The organism is Timaviella obliquedivisa GSE-PSE-MK23-08B (assembly GCA_019358855.1).
Taxonomy (GTDB): Bacteria; Cyanobacteriota; Cyanobacteriia; order Elainellales; family Elainellaceae; genus Timaviella; species Timaviella obliquedivisa.
In genome coordinates this window covers 275,719-293,670 of record JAHHII010000001.1, presented here as the reverse complement: position 1 = coordinate 293,670, position 17,952 = coordinate 275,719, and the positions used below count along the sequence as shown (strand labels likewise).

Sequence of the window (17,952 nt, the reverse complement as noted above, 5' to 3'; positions counted from 1 at the left end):
AAGCCAGAGAAATTCAAGCCCTATAATCAGCTAATCCTGCACATATTCTGCCCCATTAATCAGCGCAATTTCTGCCCGGACGAACTCTCGCCCCAAGTATGCTGCATGGTCGGGAAAGGCGATCGGGGCGGGCTTGTTTTCTTCAAAGATCTTGATAGCTAGCTCTTTGGCGGTTCTGCCCGTAAATAACTTTGTGGGAGCGCGGTCGGCTTTTGCTTTGGTGGAAATGGGTTCACCCGTAATCGGGTCGCAGGCTAAACCTTTTTCGTTGATGACGTTGGCAAAGTGCTTGGCACAAATCAGATTTGCGTCGCGGTCAAGGTAGATTAAAAAATAGCCATCGGGGTCGAGTTCGATGAAGCGTTTGGATAGTTTGTGGTCGAGGGCGGCAAGTTCCTCTACGGTGGGTTGCATGGCGAATAGGGGAGACAAAGGCATCAGTGAGATTTCAGGTCAGGATTTTTATTTTAGCGCTCAAGCGGTGCGGATTAAGCGCCACAGTCTACCGGGGGCAGAAACCATTTGAAGCCTCCAACCTTTTTGGGCGATCGCTTCTCGGATAGCATTAGACGGGCGAAATAACAGAACCTCGGATTCTTGGGCAATTGCCTCAAAGTTAGAAGGACGGCTCATCAAAAACAGTCGCACATTATCTTTTAATCGAAAGCTCAAAGAAATCAAGTCACCCGTGTTGGTGAAGTCATCGCCAATGTCGCTAATCAGCACCGGATTCTTAGCAGCCTCAGCATTCACCAACCGAGAAACCGTTGCGTTGTCATAGCTCAAATCTTTATTCCACCAGCTTTCCGCCAAAGCGCTAGTGCCACAAGAAATAAAGCTGGCAGTTATGACCACCGCTAAGGCTCCGCGCCAGAACGCTCTGCCAGTGGTTAACCCGATCGCCAGCAAATACACTACTGCCAATTGAATGCCAGGATAGCAGGAGATGAGATAACGACTAACTGCCGATCGCTTGCCGCCTTGAAGTAGATCGGGCAGTGCCAGCAGCAGAAAAGGCACGAACACGGAAGTTAGAATAAATAACCAGACTCGCCGAGGCGTGCGTCGATAAACAAAATAGAATGCGCTCAGAATTAATATTACAAAAGGAACACGCAGTAGAAAGTTCCAAGGATTGTCAAAGCCAAAGTCAAGATCGATGAACAGCGAAGTAAAGCTGAGTGTCCAGAGTTTGGCGAGGTAGGAAAATGGTTGGGGAATGCGCGCCCAATCTGTAGTGGCGGCAGCGCGTTGGGCGTTGCTGTAGAGAACTTGAATCCAGGGGGCATAGAGCAAAAGGGCAAGGGCGATCGCGCCAGTAAATCCTAGCCAGTGATTGATGCCTGGGGCAACAGGGGCAACGCTGCCTTTACGAGATTTAAAGTAGCGACTGTTCAGAAGGATAAATACGCCTTGTCCGATCAAAGTAAGAGCAAAAAACGGATGAGTGTAGAGTCCTAGGGCGACGGCAATACCGTAAACCGTCCAATTTTTCCAACTAGAGTGACGGAGCGACCCTTGCGGTATCTGCGAAGCAGCGCGCAACAAAGATAAGCTGCTGCCTATTATCAAAGTCGTGAGTAAGCCATACTGCCTTGCCGTTTGGGCAAACAAAATATCAAACGGCGAAATGGCTAAAAGCGCGGTTGCCATCCACGCCACCCGCTGAGACTTAAATAATTCCATTGCCAATTTATACATCAGCGGCAAACTGACCAGGCTCAGCAATGCTGGCAGCAGACGAGAGGCAATCAGCGAACCTCCAAAATTCTGCATCCAAAATCGCGCCATTAAAAAATACAGTGGCGGATGCTGCGGATCTTCGACTTTGAGGGAATTAATGGTATCGGCAACGGTGCTGCCGGGTTTAATTTGTTGAAACTTTTGTAGGGTGGAAGCCGGAATAATTTTATTTTGAAACAGTTCCTCATCAATTTCACCACGGGTAAACCCTGCCGCCCGCATAGAAGTGTAAACTTCATCGTGCCAGTAGACTTTGCGATCGAGGTTGATGAATCGAAAGGCGATGCCCAGGATGATTACAATAGTAAGTATGCTTCTCAGCCCTTTTGACGCAGTATGTTTGGCGTGATTTTTCATGCATTCTATCCCCTCAACAGCAACGAGTAATCCTATCATCGATCGCCTAATTATGACGACTAACCTACCTAACCGAATCGATCGCCTTGAAGCTTTAGCGGAAACCACGCTACTAGCCGTTCAACAACAACAAAGTCAAATTAATGACCTGCGAGCCAGCATCACAGATGTGGTGGGGATGGTTGGCACCTTGGCAGCGCAGCAAAACGATATGCAGCAAGAAATCACAGGTTTACGGCTAGAGTCTCGGAGAATCTTAGACTACTTACTAAATCAGCGTGGAGAGGGTGAAAACAACTCGTGAGAGCCAGAATTGACAACGACGTTTTATTTCTGCATAAGGATGATGTGCCGCCTTACAAAAAGACGGGTTCTGTGGTGCGAAACACTTACTTTTGGACATTACGGGCGATCGCCGGACACGCACCTTTTGATCGCGATTGGGAGTACGAGTCTGAGGTGTGGCTTGCCCTGCAACGAGTCCTGATTTCCTACGGCGAATCGGGCTATTTAGGTTTGCGAGAAACAACGCTGGAGTTTGTGCCAGAGCCAGAGTTTTTCATTCCTGAAGTGTTCAGAGCGATCGCCACCTGGGCAGATGAGGAGAGTTAAAGCCGCTCATCCGCCTCGCTTTACCACAGGTTTGACCCAGCACAGTATCTTAAACGCCCAGCTTCTCAATGCAACCTAAAATCATTAAGGCACAACAAAATCTCCCCGCACCCAGCCTATTGCGCCCGATTGAGGAAACCGAATATTATACCAGCGATAATCACCCTCTCCGTTAACGTGGCTAATAATCTCTACCCGATCGCCAGAATACCCCATATGAAGGATTTCAGCCGTAGTGCTTGCCTCTGCACGAATATTGATGGCAGAACCAGAGTCAAGGGTTTTAAGACGCGCCATACCGCTACTGGGAGGAGTCATAACACGAGTTGTAGAACTTGAAGAAGAACGAGCAACAGAACCAGCATCAGAACTTGAAGAGGAACGCCGATCGCCCCTAAGTATTGCCGAATTTGCTAAGGCGATCGTACCCTCCCGCTCACCATTCTTTACCATGACTCGATACATTACACCACCGTATTGCCATTGCACACTCGCCGTACAGTGCGCGCCACAGGTACTAAAGAACGTAGCAGACGTACCATCTGCTAACATTATTTTCTCGGCGTTACCAGGAGCAGACATTGAGTTGCCTTGCTCCGCCATAATTTCACCAAAGTGGCAAGCCGTTAACGATCGACAATCAGGGCGATAGTCGAAACCGACGTAATAGCGATCGCTCTCCGCTTCCACATCTAAAAACACTTCATCCATCGGCACTTGACTGGGCAACAGAATGGGGATTTGGGTCGTCTCTTGAAGCTTGGGCAACACATCGTCCATCGGCACCGCCACATCTGCCCAGCCAGGCAGTGCAAACCCTAGAACAATTAATGGAGAAAGTGCTCCAGCCAGCCAACAAAATCTGTTCATGCCCCGTACCTTAATTTTGCTTTATTCTGCCCTCAAATTTCCTGAGCCAATACGCCCTGTTCGTAGGATTGCACCGTTTATTTAAGCAGTTCAAATGAATATTTTCAAAGCAACAGAAACTAAGGCTTCAGCAATTGGCACAATGTAAAGTGAAACAGTAACGAAACACACAGGATTGATCTCAATACTCTTGTAGATATTAAGGCTGTGCTTGCTGTATTCACAGCCAAACACTGTTCCCTGGAGACTCATATGAAACGCTTCAAATTTTTACTAACTGCTCTTTTCAGCATGTTGCTAACCCTGTCGGTGGTTACCGCTTGCAATTCATCAAGCACTAACAGCAACGCCCTTATCATGGCAACTTCAGCCGATTATCCACCCTATGAATTTATCGATAGTTCTAGCGGCAAGGAAGAAATTATTGGGTTTGATGTTGACATTGCCAAATATATTGCCGAAAAGAATGGAAAAACGTTGCAAATTAACAACATTGATTTCAATGGTCTTATTCCTGCACTGCAAGCCAAGCGGGCTGACTTGGTAATGGCGGGCATGACTCCGACAGAAGAACGGAAAAAGAGCGTCGATTTCTCCGAGATTTACTACGAGGCAAAGAACACGATCGTTGCCAAAAAGGGCGCTGGCTTAGCGACAGCGGACAACCTGAAAGGTAAAAAAGTGGGTGTACAACTCGGTTCTATTCAGCAGGGAATTGCTGAGAAAATGCCAGGTATTACCATGCAGCCCTTGAACAAAATTAATGAGATGGTGCAGGAGATTAAGGCGGGTCGCATTGAGGCGGCAATTATTGAAGATACGGTAGCGAAAGGATATATTGCCGCTAATCCAGATTTAGAGTTCAATGTCCTGCCTAATGAAGAAGCCGCAGGTTCGGCGATCGCTTTCCCCAAAGGCTCTCCGCTCCCGGCTCAGTTTAACCCTGTGCTGCAAGAAATGAAGTCCAGCGGTAAGTTGGAAGAACTGGTGAACAAATGGTTTGGGGAAGATAGTCCAGCCCTGCAAAAGGCAAGTTGAGCATGATTCACCCGATCGTATGGATCATTGCCCAAACCGCACCTGGCGGACTTAGCCTGGATTTTTCAAAGATTGTTCCTTCTATTCCTTTCATTTTGGGAGGAATGGGGCAAACTCTACAGTTCACATTTCTCTCTGCCCTGTTGGGCTTTCTTTGGGGCACTATTCTGTCGCTGTTCAAGATTTCGGGATGGCGACCGCTGCGAATCTTTGCCGACTTTTATACCTCGGTGTTTCGCGGTACGCCCCTATTGCTGCAATTGGCTTTGGTGTACTACGCCACACCCCAACTGACGGGATACAGCATTTCTGCCCTCGAAGCCGGGGTGGCGACCTTTGCCCTGAACTCGGCGGCATACACCTCTGAAACCATTCGGGGCGGAATTTTAGCGGTTGATAAAGGGCAAAGCGAGGCGGCGAAATCGTTAGGGGTTCCCTATAAGCTGATGATGGGAGATGTGATTTTGCCGCAAGCGTTCAAAAATATTATGCCAGCCCTCATCAACGAAAGTATTGCGTTGCTGAAAGATTCTTCGCTGGTTTCGACGGTGGGCGTACTGGACTTGATGCGCCGTGGACAAGTAGTAGCTGCCGAGAAATTCGTTTACTTTGAACCGTTAATATTCATCGGCGTGATTTACTACATCTTGGTGATGGGGCTGGCTTGGGTGGGCAAAACGTTAGAAGTGAGGCTACGACAAAGTGATTAGAACTGAATTTCTCTGTAAATCATTTGGTAAGTTAAATGTGCTCAAGGAAATTTCTACAGAGATTTCTAAGGGGCAAGTGGTAGCAATTATTGGACCTTCGGGTTCGGGTAAATCAACGCTATTGCGATGTATGAATTTGTTAGAGGTGCCGACTAAGGGCAAAGTGTATATCGACAATGTAGACATTACCAATCCTAAAATCGATATTATGAGGGTGCGGCAAAACGTGGGCATGGTGTTCCAGCACTTTAATTTATTCCCTCACATGACTGTGTTAGAAAACGTTACTTATGCGCCGATTAAAGTGAAAAAGTTATCCCACGCAGCGGCGCACGAACTGGGTCTAGATCTACTGGCAAAGGTAGGATTGTCAGAGAAGGCAGAGGTTTACCCGTCTCGGTTGTCGGGTGGACAAAAGCAGCGGGTGGCGATCGCCCGTGCCTTGGCAATGGAACCGGAAGTGATGCTGTTTGACGAACCTACTTCTGCCCTTGATCCAGAAATGGTGAAGGAGGTGTTAGAAGTCATGCAACATCTGGCAACCACTGGAATGACCATGGCGATCGTCACTCACGAGATGGGTTTTGCACGGGAGGTTGCCGATCGCATTTTGTTTTTGGATGAAGGACGTTTGGCAGAAGATGCAACGCCAGAGGTATTCTTTTCAACGCCTAAAAGCGATCGCGCTTGTCAGTTTTTAGAAAAAGTCTTGTAACGTTCAAGCTTTAGCTTTGCGGAACCGATGGTGTAAAACTTGGGCGATCGTCACTGCGATCGCCACACTTAACGCTGCAACGATCCAAAATCTCACCGCGATCGCCCGATCGTGATCCATTGCCCAGCCGCCCACTGCCGGACCAATGAAATAACCCGCCGCCCAACACAAAGAATTGATCGATAAATAAACGCCCCGCAGCGCCGCAGGTGCTAACCCGGTGACAATCGACGAGGCAGCAGGCGTATAGGAAACTGTGGCGATCGCCATTACGCCCAGTCCCAGTGCCGCCCAAGCAATCTGATTTTGGGCAACGGTTCCAGTCAGCCACATGACTCCGAAGCCAACTGCCCATAGCAGCGCCGATATCGTTAGGGCTTGGGGATGGCTCCAGCGCTTTAAGAAACGAGCGATCGGCAGTTGGGTAAAAGCGGCTAACGCTACATATCCTGCAAACAGCGCACTTAAGACCTTAGAACTAAACTCACCCGTTTCGGCATTGCTCACAAAATTAGTAAAGTAAATCGGTAAGGTGCTGCTCACTAATGCTAAATATGTGGTGAACAAAATATTGACCAACACAAAAATTCTGAGGGTGCGATCGCCCAAAGCCTCGCCCCACCCTTGGAATAAACTTCGCTTCTGCAACTCACCCGCCACCACCGGACGCGACTCGCGCAGCGCCACTGCCGCCACAACTAAAAATACTAAAAACGAAATTGCATCCACCCAAAACAACGCCCGATAAGCGCCCGTTGCCGCAATCCAAGCGCCCCCAATCACCACACCCAAACTCAGCCCCAAGCTATCTGCTAACCGATTCAACGCAAAAGCTTCATTGCGATATTCCAAGGGTGCCAAATCCGCCACCATCGACTCAGCAGAGGGCCAGTACAGCCCTACGCCAATACCCGACAGCAAATTACCAGCCAAAAAAGAGGGAAAATTGTGGCTAGTGGCTAGTACAAGATCCGCGATCGCCGAAAACACTACTGCCATCATCAGCGTTTTACGTCGTCCCCATCGTGGCGAATCTGACAAAGAGCCGCCCAGAATTCGACTCATTACCCCCGTAATCGACTCACTGCCAATTCCTAAACCTACTGCCGCCGCAGAAAGCCCAACTTGGTTGACAAAGAAAACGGGTGCAGAAAAAAGCACAAAACCCGTCCCAATATTAGAAAGTAACCGACCAATGATTAAAATCCAAACTTGGCGATCGAGCGGGGGCAACCCCATTGGCAGTTTCTTGACCATAAATCCAGACGGGTAGAGCTTATCGATCCTAACGCTAGGATGCTACAGAAACTTACTGGAATTTGTAGTTTGCGATCGTTTCCCGTCAGGTAGTGTAAACATTATGGGTTAGCGTAGAATGCTGGCATCACTCCACTTGACCCAGATCATGGTTCAAACCCCAGCAAAGTTTTTAACCCTCAAAGAGTTCTTGAAGCTACCGGAAACTAAACCCGCTAGCGAATTTGTTGAGGCTCGAATGATTCAAAAACCTATGCCTCAAGGAAAACACAGCACGGTTCAAGGTGAGATTGTTCCAACCATTAACCTGGCGCTTAGACCAAATCGAATTGCCCGTGCCTATCCTGAATTGCGCTGTACCTTTGGCGATCGCTCGGTTGTTCCTGATGTGACGGTGTTCACCTGGGAGCGCATTCCGTGTGATAAAAAAGGCGAATTTGCTAATGTTTTTGCGATCGCTCCTGACTGGATAATTGAGATTCTCTCTCCTGACCCGCGCCAAACTAAGGTGGTTCGGAATATTCTTTACTGCCTTGCCCATAGCACTCAAATGAGCTGGCTAATTGACCCTGAAGAAAAGCTGGTGTTTATTTATTTCTCAGATCAGCATGTTGCAGTATATGAGGGAATGGGCGATCGCATTCCCGTCCCTCCATTTGCCGAATCCTTCTTACTTACAGTAGGACAACTCTTTGCTTGGTTAACGGAATAGCACAGGATAGCTCATACGGTGGGAACTAAGTAGAATTAGAACAATAATTACATTGACAACGATCAATATGGTTAGGTTCAGATCGCCAAGTTAACTCAAGATGTGGGCAACTCGACTCAAGTTTTTGTGACTTTTCTCGATCCAACTAAACTTGATGCTGTAAAGTTGCGCCAACTGCTCGATCAGTTGGAAACGATCGCTGGTATCCAACAAGGTTTTGATCAAGTCAATGCAGGACAAACGTGACCCATGGGTGATTTCATTTAGTCAATGCAGCAGAAGTATGACATTTCAGGTTGAGATCACCTCGATCGCGGAAATCCACTAGCTCTATTTAAATCTTTACTGATTCTTTTCTCTGTCAGGTGATGGAGGAAAGTGAGAGCTTAAAACGATTAATCTAGTTTGAAATCGTAGTTGACTCTAAAATCATCTACATCAAACTTACAGGAGAAATTATGATTTATCTTTCTCAAAGATCTATTACTCTTGGATTGGTAACAACTACTAGCATCACCGTAGGCGCGATCGCAGCCTTGACGTTACCTATTTCCACTTCAGTTGCTGCTCCCACTACCCTGCGCTTCTCAGATACCCAAGGCTACTGGGCACAGCCCTTTATTCAACCATTAGCCGAACAAAACATCGTTTCAGGCTATCCCGATGGGACTTTTCGCCCTAACCAACCCATGGGTCGCGACGAGTTTGCTGCTATTATTCGAGATGCATTTGACCGAGAAGACGAACAACAACTAGCTGATGGCAGCGTTTATAAAGACGTTCCAGAAGGGTATTGGGCGGCTCCGGCGATCGAAGAAGCATACGAGATGGGCTTTGTTCAAGGTTATCCTGATGGTTCTTTTCGCCCTCAGCAGCCTGTCACAAAAGCCAGCGCAATCTCATCTCTAGCGCAAAACTTAGATTTACAAGCTTCGACCCCGGATGTTCAACCCGTTGCTGCTGTCCTAAGTTCCCCTGATCAAGCTATGCCTAGCCCAGTCAGTAATCAAGCTGCTCGTCCTCAAGCGCCAAAACGAAGAGCATTAATGTATCCCATAGCTATGACTATGCTAATGCAACCGCTTGTCAATCGTCCAGCACAAGCCAGCCCCGCCCCTGACTCATCCCAGGCGATCGCTCAGCCTGTCGAAAATTCTCCTGCCCAAACTCAGCAGCCTACGAAACAGTCTCCTTCTGTAAGTGAGTACTATGTAGACGCTGACCAGATTCCACAGGAGGTTGTAGGTGATATTGCAGCTGCAACGCAAGCTGGCATTGTAGTTAATTACCCAGATCCTAAAGTGCTCAACCCTAATCAACCTGCGACCCGTGGAGAGGTTGCGGCATGGGTTCATCAGGCGCTAGTAACCAAAGGCAGAATAACGCCGCTGGCTAATAATCCAGCGACTGCTTATGTTATTAATCCGCGTTAACTATGGGGTTAAAGTGCAATTGTTAACTGATCGATCGCCAAACGAGCAATCTATAGGCGATCGATCAGTTGTAGCTAATGTGATAGTGTCCCCGTAGAATTGCCTTCCATCTATATTTTATGAAGGCAGCATAGATGAATGAAGCAACCAACATCAATGTAATCGCTATCCTCTTGACCACTCCATTCTTGTAGAGGAAACCGCCTCTAAGCCAATCAAAAGCTGCACTAAAATTAAAACTAATAGGTTTCAGATTTCATGGTTTACTAGCCATAAATCATGCACCTAGAAAAACACCAACCACAGGCAGCAATGGGATTCTTTGATTCTGATATTGTTCAACAAGAAGCCAAAAAATTGTTCGAGGATTATCAATCCCTTACCCAACTCGGTTCTGACTATGGCAAGTTCGATCGCGAAGGGAAAAAGATGTTCATCGAACAAATGGAAGCGATGATGGATCGTTACCGTATTTTCATGAAACGCTTCGAGCTATCTGAAGATTTCATGGCACAGATGACCGTCGAGCAAATGAAAACACAGCTTAATCAATTCGGCATCACGCCCCAGCAAATGTTCGACCAGATGAACTATACGCTAGAGCGAATGAAAGCCGAGCTAGAACGCCAAACCTAGTGCAGTAGCTTTGATCAAGCTTAAGGTCGTGTAAAGTTCGACGAAGGCGCAAAGTCTTCGACAGGCGTATTTTCTAATGCTCTCACCATAAAGTCTCTCCAAGCGGGAGCCATAAATACGCCGCCTGTTGCCCCTTGTCCAATGGGGGCATAGTTATCATTTCCTACCCAAATCGCCACTGAAAGCTGCGGTACATAGCCTGTAAACCAAATATCTCGCTCTGATGATGTGGTTCCAGTTTTACCTGCAGCAGGACGACCAATTTGTGCGCCTCTACCCGTGCCATTTGTGATAACGCTTTCCAGTGTCTCAGTTAGGGCAGCGCTTGCCCACGGGTCAAGGACAAGTTGGGGCTTAGGTGTATTGTCGAGAAGGAGGTTGCCCTTACTGTCGGTGACTTGGGCGATCGTGGTAGTTGGTGACTGCCAGCCGCCACTAGCAAAAGTAGCATACGCCGCAGCCATCTCCATCGGGGTTAGATCGACCGAGCCAAGAGGCAGAGAGATTACAGGCTCCATTGGACTCTTAATGCCTAGCGTTCGACATATTTCAATGACACGATTAAGACCGACATCTTGCCCTAAACGTATGGCAGGAACGTTGCGAGAAAGGGCAAGGGCAGTCCGAATTGAAATGGGCCCTGAAAAGCCACCGTCGTAGTTTCGTGGACTGTAGTAAGCGTCGCCGTCGGGATAGCTGACGGGCGAGTCAGAAATGGTAGAGTCGGGTGCCCACCGACCACTAGCAAAAGCCGTGTAATAAACAAAGGGCTTGAACGCCGAACCGGGCTGCCGTTGGGCTTGGGTCGCCCGGTTGTATTGGCTTTGCTTATAGTCAACGCCGCCAACCATTGCCTTCACAAAATGAGTGCGGGGATCAACGGCAGCCAGTGCCATTTGGTCGGCATAAACGCCACCGGACTGAATGCGATAAAAGCTTTCTCGCACGCTCTCTTCTGCCATGCGCTGAAAGTTGAGATCAACAGTCGTCTGGATTCGCATTCCGCCTTTAATAACGGCATCTTTGCCAAAGCGGTTTTTCAGTTCTTGGACAACGGCATCTGTGAGGTAGGGCGACTGGCTTTGCCGGAAAGAGGTAATTTGTCCTAACTTAATTTCTTGAAGACGGGCGGTTTTTTCCTCAGCAGCAGTAATCCAATTTAGCTCTCGCATTCTGTTTAAAACGATCGCCTGCCGTTTCCTTGCCAACTGATAATCGACAAAAGGGCTAAAGGTTTCGGGGGCAGCAATAATGCCTGCCATCATTGCCGATTCCCCCAAGGTCAGGTCTGCTGCTGACTTATTAAAGTAGCTCCTGGCGGCAGTCTGAGCACCGTAGGTATTATGTCCCCAATACACCTGATTGAGGTACATCTGCAGGATTTGATCCTTCGTAAACACTTGCTCTAACCGCAGGGACAAAACAGCTTCAGCAACCTTTCGCTTGATTGATTGCTCTGGGTTTAAGAACAGATTTTTGACTAACTGCATGGTGACTGTCGAGCCACCTTGGACTGTTCTCCCTGTTTGATAGTTGGCAAGACTGGCTCGTGCAATCCCCATTGGGTTAACGCCCTGATGAGAGAAAAAATAGCTATCTTCGATCGCCAATGTGGCTCGTTTTAAATTCGGCGTAATATCGTTAAGGTCAACCACTTCTCGGTTGGCTTCATCATGCATACTGGTCAACAGGGTGCCGTTGATGTCATAAACGTAGCTAGTTTCTGAAGGAATATAGTTCCGCAGCACCCGCACATCGGGCAAATTGCGAAAGCTAATCGCCAAGCCCACCAAGCCTCCTGCCGCGATCGAGCTTGCCAGCATGGTCAGCCCTAGCAGCGTTCCGGCTGTCACCTGCGCGACCCCTTGGAGGTACTCACGCGTAGGCGAAAGGGGCTTAGTAAGCCTTGCCTTACTAGGAGGTTTCTGAGAAGCGCGGTTAGGTTCAGCAGTATTGGATGACACAGCTATGGTTTTTTCCTTGAATGCTTGTGATTATAGTGTCTAGTTTGGCAAATGCTGTGAAAAGTCTTGAAGGGTTTACCCTGCCCAGATAGTGAGGTTTAATTGTAGTTTTATTTTGATATTGGTCAGCGATCGCGGTTAAATAGTCTTCTATGAATCTATCTCAATCTTTTCCCTGGCTGCATCGGGGCACCCATGAAATCTTTCCCAATCAGCCCACCTCGACTGACCCCGACGAGAACTTGGAGGCAAGGCTAGAGAAAAGCAATCGCCCTCTCCGCATTAAGTTTGGCATTGACCCGACTGGCTCAGATATTCATTTGGGACACAGCATCGTCATTCGTAAACTACGGGCGTTTCAAGATGCCGGACATACTGCCATTTTGCTGATTGGTGACTTTACGGCTCGCATTGGCGACCCCACGGGCAAGTCGGAAGTGCGCAAACAGTTGACTGAGGCAGAAGTTCTTCAGAACGCCCAAACCTATATTGATCAGGTGCGCCCCATCCTAGACTTCGACACGCTCGGACGGCTGGAGATTCGCTATAACTCCGAGTGGCTGTTTAAGCTCGACTTGGGGAAGATCCAAGAGCTTTTAGCAACGATGACCGTAGGGCAAATGCTGGCAAAAGAAGGATTTTCCGAACGCTACAAGAAAGAGAATCCTATTTACCTCCATGAGTTCCTGTACCCGCTGATGCAGGGCTACGATTCAGTAGCGCTAGAGGCAGATGTGGAGTTGGGTGGAACTGATCAAAAGTTTAATTTGGCAGTAGGACGAGACTTGCAGCGCCATTTTGGTCAGCGTCCGCAGTTTGGCTTGTTGATGCCAATTTTAATTGGTACAGACGGGGTGCAGAAAATGTCTAAGTCTCTCGGAAATTTTGTAGGACTACAGGAAGATGCCCTCAGTATGTACTCTAAGCTGGAAAAGACGGCGGATAGCCAAATTACTCAGTATTTTGAGCTATTGACTAACCTGCCACTGGCTGAACTGCCAGAGAATCCGCGCGATCGCCAGAAACTCCTTGCCCTAACGGTAGTCACTCAATATCATGGCGAAGCAGCGGCGTTGGAAGCCCAAAAAGCTGCAATTACCCTGGTTCAAGGCAACGCCAAACAAGCCGATGCGGTGCCAGAGTTTTCCCTGGAAGCAATCCAGTTCCCCGCAAAGCTATTCTATATTCTGAGTGCCAGTGGCTTGTGCAGCGGTAGTTCGGACGCGCGCCGACAAATCCAGGGTGGCGCGGTGCGGCTGGATGGCGATCGCATTGAAGACCTTAACCTCGTCTTTGAAAGTGCGGCAGAGCTACAGGGAAAAGTTCTGCAAGTAGGCAAGAACAAATTTGTGCGACTGGTGCTTTAGAGGAAAACCAGTGCTTGAAGGGAAAAAAGAGCGCAATCTCTTACGCTCTAGATCCTGATTAACTTCCTATGTCAGCCAACTCGTCTGTGTTAGCTTCAATACACCATATCTCCTCTACTTACGTAAGTACAACGAGGAGAGACTGAATTTTATTAAAGCAACATAATTGAAGTGTTCTAGTACGGAATTCATACACCAGCCGTGACCCAACCTGAAGCCATCCGTAACCTACTTGATGCTGTTGCCCAAGGCAGCCTCAGCCCCGATGCCGCTCTCGAAAAGCTCCGCCACTTTGACTTTGAGCCTGTTTCTGACTTCGCCAATATTGACCACCACCGATCGCTCCGCACAGGCTTCCCCGAAGTGATTTGGGGACAAGACAAAACCCCCGATCAAATTATCCAGATCATGGGCGCGCTGCGGCTTCATAACCCGGTCGTCATGGCAACCCGAATTGGGGCAGAAGTCGCCACGCAGCTTCAAAAAAAAATACCCGAGTTGCAATACTTTGCCACTGCCAGAATTGCCGCGATCGCTCCACCGACACTCACCGCCCGTTATCCTGGCACCATTACTCTGCTCTCGGCAGGCACCGCCGACCTACCCGTTGCCGAAGAAGCCGCCATTACAGCCGAACTCTGCGGCTTCCAGGTCAAGCGCCTCTGGGATGTAGGCGTAGCGGGCATTCACCGCCTCTTGCAAAATCGTCACCTGATCTATGATGCCGATGTGTTAATTGTCATCGCCGGAATGGAAGGGGCATTGCCTAGCGTCGTTGCCGGGCTAGCTGGCTGCCCTGTCATTGCCGTGCCTACCAGCATTGGCTATGGAGCTAGCTTTAATGGGCTTTCTGCTCTACTAACTATGCTAAATTCCTGTGCCGTAGGAATTGGGGTCGTCAACATTGACAACGGTTTTGGTGCAGCAATGTTAGCCGGACAAATCTTAAGAACAGCTGGCAAAGTAGGAGAAAGAATGCAGAAGGAGGCATAGAATTAAATTTACGCCTAAGGAGAAAACCTGATGCCCAGCAAGTCCTGCCACATCCTCGTTGAGGGCAATCTTGCCATTATTTACGCCAGTCGCAATGGCTCACCTAACCGAATGCTGCCGATCTTGATGCCCTTCCTGGACAAATTTTGGCAAGAGCGAGAAACCTCTGGCGAGTTTGCCGATACTCCGGAGTGCTTGGTGGCGCAAATTATTGTACGGTTTGGGTTTGAAATTTGTGAAGATGACTATTCCAACCTACGGGTGGGGGTCAACTACTATCGCCCTGATGCCGCCTATTTATACCAAGTTGGTGCAGACCGTAAAGTCAAAATTTGGGTGCCAGATAACCTCTATTTGCAAAACCCAAGCCTTGGCTTGGCAGGCTGTCGTGAATGGGTAGCCAACTAGATTAAACCTGCTAAGTTGACTAGACTCAATTTAAAGAGTCTCCAACTTAGATAATCCCTGTTACTAAAACACAACCTACAGTACTTCGTCCGGAGAGTTTAGAAAAATTTGGGAACATTCCCTTCTAGTTCAGGTCAAGAACAGTAATGGATGTATCAAGGAATGTCTTTAAAATTTCACTCTGGAGGAAATCACCCTATGCTACTTCGCAACCGCTGGAAATCGGGTACTGCTCTGACTTTGGCGATGAGTACTCTTTCAACGATCGCCATCCCTTTAGCTTTTATTAAGCCTGCAACGGCTGCTCCTATGCAAGTGGCGCAGCGCTTCCCCGATAGCTGGAGAAACACGATTCCTTCAGGCACTGAAATTCCTGTCACTTTTGACAAAGAAAGGATCATTGTGACTCCAGGTGAAACCGCACCGATTGAGCTAGAAGTTGCCCAAGACATCACAACTAGCGGCGGCACGGTTTTAATCCCTGAGGGCAGCGTGATTGAGGGCGAACTTGAACCTACTGGCGATGGCACGCAGTTCGTTGCTCAGAGCCTGGTTATTGATGGGCGCAGCAGCAGGACTTCTATTGATGCCACCTCTAACGTAATTACCCGCCGAGAGACTATTAACAAACGCAGCGACCCCAAAATTTTGCAAGGGGCTGCGATCGGGGCAGCGGCAGCGGCTGTTTTGTCAGAAATTTTAGGTAGCATTGATATCCTAGAAGTTTTGGGTGGAGCAGGTTTAGGCGCACTTGCTTCTGTTCTAATTCGCGATCGGGAAGAGGTTGAAGTAATTGTGATCAACCCGCAGGAAGACTTAGATTTGACTCTACAGTCAGACTTTGCCCTACAGAATAGCTCTACTCGTTAGAATGCAATAGGGGCAGAAAGTGCCCCTTGAACTCTCTTCTAATATTATTTCCATGCCAACCTACACTGGGATCTCTAGCGAAGCCTTTCGCCACCCCCTCGACGCTCAAGCAGAACAAGCATTGAGAAGTGTTCCGGGCTTTGATCTGATTGCCCGCAAGTTTGTAGAGTTCACATATGAACGACCTCGACATTTGTTTTTAATGGGGAATAGCATTGAGGTTGGACCTCGGCAGTATTCTTCGGTTTACCATGCGTTTAGAGAATGCGCCCGCGATTTAGATGTGTCGCCAGAACCTGCTATTTTTGTGTCTCAATCTCCATCGGTTAATGCTTATGCGCTGGGGCAAGAGAAGCCTTCTGTGGTGCTAAATACAGCACTGCTAGATTTAATGAGTGAGGCGGAACTGAGGGCGACGATCGCCCATGAGTTAGGACACATTAAATGCGGACACACGACTCTGAATCAAATGGCAACCTGGGCAATTAATCTGGCTGCCGGGCTAACCGATATGACCTTTGGCTTAAGCACCCTGGTTAGCACGGGGTTAATGATGTCCTTTTACGAATGGCTGCGTAAAGCTGAACTCTCTGCCGATCGCGCTGCTCTTTTAGTTTTAGACGACCCCAACCCTGTTCTCTACAGCATGATGCGCCTAGCTGGAGGCAGTTCTCGCTATGCCAACGAAATCAGCCTGCCCGAATTTATTGCCCAAGCCAAGCGCTACGAAGGGCTAAATCAAGACGGCTTTAACCAGGTCTACAAATTTTTGCTGTACAATAACCTGCCCCAAGGCGTTTTTCTGACCCATCCTTTTGCCCTAGAGCGGGTGCAGTATTTGCAAGAATGGTCGGTTTCTGAGGAGTATCAGCAAATTCGCCAGGGCAACTATCGACGGACAGGCGAAGGCGCAGTGGATGTGGCGGTATCGTCTGATGTAGCTGAAGTGGCAAGGCTCCAACGCGAGGTAGAGGAATTACAGCGAGAGATCGATCGCGCCCGCAAAGGCAGTCTCTAGTTTTAGAGGTTGTCTGAGAAGTCTAGGTTGCTATCCAATCCGCCCCCTAAATCCCCCATTTTGGGGGACTTTGAAGAAGGAGTGGCTCGGAAGTCCCCCAAAATGGGGGGTTGGGGGGCGAGTGTAAGAATCCTTGATACTTCTCAGACATCCTCTTAGAGGATCAGCTTTTTAACCGCTCGACTAACCGATCGCCCAACTATTTCTGCTTCAAAATTTCTTCTCCGTAAACCTGCAAGGCAATTCCCCACACTTCATATCCTTGAAGGCTTAAGTGCAACCCGTCTGAACTGAGTTCGCGGCGCAGGTTACCCTGAGAGTCTGCAAAGAGCGGATAAAGATTAAAGAAGTCAACAGATTCAGCCTGAGCGATCGCCTCTATTTCTTCATTGAGCGCCCTGATGCGTCGGTTTGGAATCGCAAGGAGGCGATCGTGCCCTTCCCAAGTTACCTGTTCAACGGCATGGGGCAATATCGATTGCATGACAATCCTTGTATCAGGATGAGCGGCTTTAAGGTTCTCCATCACCCGCTGCTGGTCACTTAAAATCTCATCATCTGACTTGCCTCGCAGTAAGTCATTAATTCCAATCATGACAAAAATTACGTCAGGCTGAGTTTGGTCAAATACATTTAACCGTTTCAATAATCCTGCTGTAGTCTCGCCCGAAATTCCCTGGTTTAACACTCGATATTCTGACAATTTTCCTGATGGAAACCTTAGGCTAAGAGAATCTCCAGCCAAAATTGCTAAATGCTTGGGTTTGAGAACAGTAACAAGCTGAGCATCATCCTTTAGCTGTCCTAACGACTGCTGATAGCTATGTGATGCATCAATCGGCATCGCTACGGCTTCTGCGGGGTTCGACAGACGAGCCGGAGCCGGTAAGCCCATCTGCCGCCACAGAAATATCCCGACGACTAAGACTAACGCTCCATTAGCCGCTAACGACCAAAAGACCCAGGTTGGCAATAAGTGCATTCGCAGAAAGAAGGGCGAAAACTTATAGGCGATCGCCATCTCTCGAAACTGACGGTTAAAAAACCTCTTAATGAGAAATCTGTCTTCTGTGCAGTCTTCTACTCGTCCCCATTGCCTGTTATCTACCACGGCTCAGCCCAAGGAAATAAATCACATACTAAGCTAAGCTACCCCGCTAGAATCAGATCAAAGCCAAAGAAAAAGAAAAAATCTGTTCAAATCCAAAAAACAGAGCCAGTGAATTTCACTAGCTCTGTAGCTTATGTA

General features: G+C 48.3%; 20 protein-coding genes. 14 read left to right on the top strand and 6 right to left on the bottom strand.

The features are described 5' to 3' along the window. Positions 1-30 precede the first annotated feature (30 nt). Both KME11_01410 and KME11_01405 read right to left on the bottom strand, forming a co-directional pair. The gene (locus tag KME11_01410) at positions 31-414 is read right to left on the bottom strand and encodes a DUF4346 domain-containing protein (protein ID MBW4513866.1); all 384 of its coding nucleotides are present in this window, start codon (positions 412-414) and stop codon (positions 31-33) included. 60 nt (positions 415-474) lie between these two features. Beyond that, positions 475-2,100: a glycosyltransferase family 39 protein gene (locus tag KME11_01405; protein MBW4513865.1), complete on the bottom strand. Its 1,626-nt coding sequence runs from the start codon at positions 2,098-2,100 to the stop codon at positions 475-477. Between KME11_01405 and KME11_01400 the strand changes: the two genes are divergently transcribed. Beyond that, positions 2,099-2,404 carry a hypothetical protein gene (locus KME11_01400; protein ID MBW4513864.1) on the top strand — a complete coding sequence of 102 codons (306 nt, stop codon included), beginning with the start codon at positions 2,099-2,101 and terminating at the stop codon, positions 2,402-2,404. The genes KME11_01405 and KME11_01400 overlap by 2 nt on opposite strands. Then, complete coding sequence (locus KME11_01395) at positions 2,401-2,712, top strand: hypothetical protein (protein ID MBW4513863.1); 312 nt, start codon at positions 2,401-2,403, stop codon at positions 2,710-2,712. Before KME11_01400 ends, KME11_01395 begins: the two co-directional genes overlap by 4 nt. Positions 2,713-2,796: 84 nt before the next feature. Here KME11_01395 and KME11_01390 read toward each other — a convergent pair whose 3' ends face one another. Beyond that, entirely contained in the window at positions 2,797-3,582 is a 786-nt protein-coding gene (locus KME11_01390; protein ID MBW4513862.1) for an SH3 domain-containing protein, read from the bottom strand. A 252-nt stretch (positions 3,583-3,834) separates the two neighbouring features. Here KME11_01390 and KME11_01385 point away from each other — a divergent pair, with 252 nt between their 5' ends. From KME11_01385 to KME11_01375, 3 genes are read left to right on the top strand one after another with little or no spacing between them, the layout of a single operon-like run. After that, positions 3,835-4,620: a transporter substrate-binding domain-containing protein gene (locus tag KME11_01385; protein ID MBW4513861.1), complete on the top strand. Its 786-nt coding sequence runs from the start codon at positions 3,835-3,837 to the stop codon at positions 4,618-4,620. Positions 4,621-4,622: 2 nt separating this feature from the next. Continuing rightward, positions 4,623-5,330 (top strand): amino acid ABC transporter permease, encoded by a 708-nt coding sequence (locus KME11_01380; GenBank protein MBW4513860.1) that lies wholly within the window; start codon positions 4,623-4,625, stop codon positions 5,328-5,330. After that, positions 5,323-6,045 carry an amino acid ABC transporter ATP-binding protein gene (locus tag KME11_01375; GenBank protein MBW4513859.1) on the top strand — a complete coding sequence of 241 codons (723 nt, stop codon included), beginning with the start codon at positions 5,323-5,325 and terminating at the stop codon, positions 6,043-6,045. The genes KME11_01380 and KME11_01375 overlap by 8 nt, the downstream gene beginning before the upstream one ends. Positions 6,046-6,048: 3 nt before the next feature. On the opposite strand, the gene KME11_01370 is transcribed toward KME11_01375, so the two are convergent. Continuing rightward, a complete protein-coding gene (locus tag KME11_01370) occupies positions 6,049-7,302 on the bottom strand; it encodes an MFS transporter (GenBank protein ID MBW4513858.1) in 1,254 nt (417 codons plus the stop codon). Positions 7,303-7,450: 148 nt separating this feature from the next. On the opposite strand from KME11_01370, the gene KME11_01365 reads away from it, so the two are divergent. From KME11_01365 to KME11_01350, 4 genes are all read left to right on the top strand, one after another. Continuing rightward, on the top strand, positions 7,451-8,014 hold the full coding sequence (locus KME11_01365; GenBank protein ID MBW4513857.1) for a Uma2 family endonuclease: 564 nt from the start codon (positions 7,451-7,453) through the stop codon (positions 8,012-8,014). A 102-nt stretch (positions 8,015-8,116) separates the two neighbouring features. Then, positions 8,117-8,260 (top strand): hypothetical protein, encoded by a 144-nt coding sequence (locus tag KME11_01360; protein ID MBW4513856.1) that lies wholly within the window; start codon positions 8,117-8,119, stop codon positions 8,258-8,260. 212 nt (positions 8,261-8,472) lie between these two features. After that, positions 8,473-9,447, top strand: coding sequence for an S-layer homology domain-containing protein (locus KME11_01355; protein ID MBW4513855.1), 975 nt, complete (start codon positions 8,473-8,475; stop codon positions 9,445-9,447). A gap of 312 nt (positions 9,448-9,759) precedes the next feature. After that, a complete protein-coding gene (locus KME11_01350; protein ID MBW4513854.1) occupies positions 9,760-10,083 on the top strand; it encodes a DUF1825 family protein in 324 nt (107 codons plus the stop codon). 20 nt (positions 10,084-10,103) lie between these two features. On the opposite strand, the gene KME11_01345 is transcribed toward KME11_01350, so the two are convergent. Next, positions 10,104-11,906 carry a penicillin-binding protein 1A gene (locus tag KME11_01345; protein ID MBW4513853.1) on the bottom strand — a complete coding sequence of 601 codons (1,803 nt, stop codon included), beginning with the start codon at positions 11,904-11,906 and terminating at the stop codon, positions 10,104-10,106. 293 nt (positions 11,907-12,199) lie between these two features. Between KME11_01345 and KME11_01340 the strand changes: the two genes are divergently transcribed. From KME11_01340 to KME11_01320, 5 genes are all read left to right on the top strand, one after another. Next, the gene (locus tag KME11_01340) at positions 12,200-13,414 is read left to right on the top strand and encodes a tyrosine--tRNA ligase (protein MBW4513852.1); all 1,215 of its coding nucleotides are present in this window, start codon (positions 12,200-12,202) and stop codon (positions 13,412-13,414) included. A 201-nt stretch (positions 13,415-13,615) separates the two neighbouring features. Beyond that, positions 13,616-14,407 (top strand): nickel pincer cofactor biosynthesis protein LarB, encoded by a 792-nt coding sequence (gene larB / locus KME11_01335; protein ID MBW4513851.1) that lies wholly within the window; start codon positions 13,616-13,618, stop codon positions 14,405-14,407. Between the two features lie 30 nt (positions 14,408-14,437). Beyond that, complete coding sequence (locus KME11_01330) at positions 14,438-14,815, top strand: histidine kinase (protein ID MBW4513850.1); 378 nt, start codon at positions 14,438-14,440, stop codon at positions 14,813-14,815. A gap of 198 nt (positions 14,816-15,013) precedes the next feature. After that, positions 15,014-15,685, top strand: coding sequence for a hypothetical protein (locus tag KME11_01325; GenBank protein ID MBW4513849.1), 672 nt, complete (start codon positions 15,014-15,016; stop codon positions 15,683-15,685). A gap of 52 nt (positions 15,686-15,737) precedes the next feature. After that, positions 15,738-16,703 carry a M48 family metallopeptidase gene (locus KME11_01320; GenBank protein MBW4513848.1) on the top strand — a complete coding sequence of 322 codons (966 nt, stop codon included), beginning with the start codon at positions 15,738-15,740 and terminating at the stop codon, positions 16,701-16,703. Between the two features lie 199 nt (positions 16,704-16,902). Here KME11_01320 and KME11_01315 read toward each other — a convergent pair whose 3' ends face one another. Further along, the gene (locus KME11_01315) at positions 16,903-17,814 is read right to left on the bottom strand and encodes a lysophospholipase (protein MBW4513847.1); all 912 of its coding nucleotides are present in this window, start codon (positions 17,812-17,814) and stop codon (positions 16,903-16,905) included. Positions 17,815-17,952: the final 138 nt, after the last annotated feature.

Bases quoted from the DNA above. Each gene is read 5' to 3' on its own strand.
- KME11_01410 (MBW4513866.1), bottom strand. From the start codon at position 414: ATGCAACCCACCGTAGAGGAACTTGCCGCCCTCGACCACAAACTATCC.
- KME11_01400 (MBW4513864.1), top strand. From the start codon at position 2,099: ATGCATTCTATCCCCTCAACAGCAACGAGTAATCCTATCATCGATCGC.
- KME11_01405 (MBW4513865.1), bottom strand. From the start codon at position 2,100: ATGAAAAATCACGCCAAACATACTGCGTCAAAAGGGCTGAGAAGCATA.
- KME11_01390 (MBW4513862.1), bottom strand. From the start codon at position 3,582: ATGAACAGATTTTGTTGGCTGGCTGGAGCACTTTCTCCATTAATTGTT.
- KME11_01385 (MBW4513861.1), top strand. From the start codon at position 3,835: ATGAAACGCTTCAAATTTTTACTAACTGCTCTTTTCAGCATGTTGCTA.
- KME11_01380 (MBW4513860.1), top strand. From the start codon at position 4,623: ATGATTCACCCGATCGTATGGATCATTGCCCAAACCGCACCTGGCGGA.
- KME11_01370 (MBW4513858.1), bottom strand. From the start codon at position 7,302: ATGGTCAAGAAACTGCCAATGGGGTTGCCCCCGCTCGATCGCCAAGTT.
- KME11_01365 (MBW4513857.1), top strand. From the start codon at position 7,451: ATGGTTCAAACCCCAGCAAAGTTTTTAACCCTCAAAGAGTTCTTGAAG.
- KME11_01355 (MBW4513855.1), top strand. From the start codon at position 8,473: ATGATTTATCTTTCTCAAAGATCTATTACTCTTGGATTGGTAACAACT.
- KME11_01350 (MBW4513854.1), top strand. From the start codon at position 9,760: ATGGGATTCTTTGATTCTGATATTGTTCAACAAGAAGCCAAAAAATTG.
- KME11_01345 (MBW4513853.1), bottom strand. From the start codon at position 11,906: ATGCTGGCAAGCTCGATCGCGGCAGGAGGCTTGGTGGGCTTGGCGATT.
- KME11_01340 (MBW4513852.1), top strand. From the start codon at position 12,200: ATGAATCTATCTCAATCTTTTCCCTGGCTGCATCGGGGCACCCATGAA.
- KME11_01330 (MBW4513850.1), top strand. From the start codon at position 14,438: ATGCCCAGCAAGTCCTGCCACATCCTCGTTGAGGGCAATCTTGCCATT.
- KME11_01325 (MBW4513849.1), top strand. From the start codon at position 15,014: ATGCTACTTCGCAACCGCTGGAAATCGGGTACTGCTCTGACTTTGGCG.
- KME11_01320 (MBW4513848.1), top strand. From the start codon at position 15,738: ATGCCAACCTACACTGGGATCTCTAGCGAAGCCTTTCGCCACCCCCTC.